Origin of the sequence: Streptococcus parasanguinis (assembly GCF_001578955.1) — a bacterium.
GTDB classification, from domain to species: Bacteria; Bacillota; Bacilli; order Lactobacillales; family Streptococcaceae; genus Streptococcus; species Streptococcus parasanguinis_U.
Genome location: NZ_KQ969700.1, coordinates 1 through 1,371, shown reverse-complemented (window position 1 = coordinate 1,371; position 1,371 = coordinate 1). Strand labels below are relative to the sequence as shown.

1 protein-coding gene is annotated in these 1,371 nt (G+C 35.5%); it reads left to right on the top strand.

Going from position 1 to position 1,371, the window contains the following annotated elements; genetic code table 11:
• Positions 1-1,341 (top strand): IS3 family transposase gene (locus SPADD19_RS10780; RefSeq protein ID WP_241496590.1). Its coding sequence is split into 2 segments (ribosomal slippage), with 1,342 coding nucleotides annotated over them: positions 1-434 and positions 434-1,341; the frame shifts between segments, so codons are not numbered across the junction. This gene is flagged as partial in the annotation.
• Positions 1,342-1,371: the final 30 nt, after the last annotated feature.

The following is a 1,371-nucleotide window of genomic DNA, read 5'->3' as shown; positions in this document are numbered from 1 at the left end:
AACTTATGAAGATAAAGTTCAGATCTATGAACATAAAAAACAAGGGCGAAGCTTCAAAGAGCTTTCAAATCAATTTGGGATAAACATTTCTAATCTTAAGTACATGATTAAATTGATTGATCGTTATGGAATAGAAATCGTCAAAAAAGGAAAGAATTGTTACTATTCTCCCGAACTAAAACAAGAAATCATTGATAAAGTTCTGCTTGAAAGTCGTTCACAAATAAAGGTATCTCTAGATTATGCTCTTCCAAGTGTTGGAATGTTGCATAATTGGATAGCACAATATAAGAAAAACGGGTATACTATTGTTGAGAAAACAAGAGGAAGGATACCTAAAATGGGACGTAAGCCAAAGAAGAAACCCGAAGAGATGACAGAACTAGAACGTCTTCAAGCAGAAAATGAGTACTTGAGAGCGGAGAATGCGGTTCTAAAAAAGTTGAGAGAACTCCGATTGAGGGACGAAAAAGAGCAAGAAGAAAAACGGAAATTGTCCGAGGATTGGTAACAGAGTTTGCTTTAGAGATTCTTCTAAAGATTATTAAGCTTGCCCGTTCAACTTATTATTATCATTTAAAACAGCTCGATCAAAGCGATAAGGATTATGATGTTAAAGTTGAAATTCAATCTATTTTTACTGAGCATAAAGGGAATTACGGCTATCGTCGAATGACTCTTGAATTGAGGAATCGTGGTTTTGTAGTGAATCATAAGAAGGTCCAACGTCTGATGAAGGTCCTTGGTTTAAGTGCTCGTATTCGTCGTAAACGGAAGTATTCTTCATACCAAGGAGAGATTGGTAAGAAAGCAGATAATCTTATTCAACGCCAATTTGAAGCAACCAAGCCAATGGAAAAGTGCTACACAGATGTGACCGAGTTTGCCATTCCAGCAAGCAATCAAAAACTTTATTTATCGCCAGTTTTAGATGGTTTTAATAGCGAAATTATCGCCTATAATCTTTCGACTTCACCGAATTTAGAACAAGTGAAAGCTATGTTAGACCAGGCCTTTACTGAGAATCATTACACAAATACAATTCTTCATAGTGATCAAGGATGGCAGTATCAACACCAGTATTATCATCGTTTTTTAGAGGATAAAGGAATTCAACCGTCCATGTCACGTAAAGGAAACAGCCCAGACAACGGCATGATGGAATCCTTCTTTGGCATTTTGAAATCGGAAATGTTTTATGGTTACGAGAATACATTTAAGTCACTTAACCAATTGGAACAAGCTATTGTAAACTATATTGACTATTACAACAACAAACGAATTAAGGTAAAACTAAAAGGACTTAGTCCTGTGCAATACAGGACTAAATCCTTAACTTAAATTATTTGTCTAACTTTTTGGGGTCAGTAC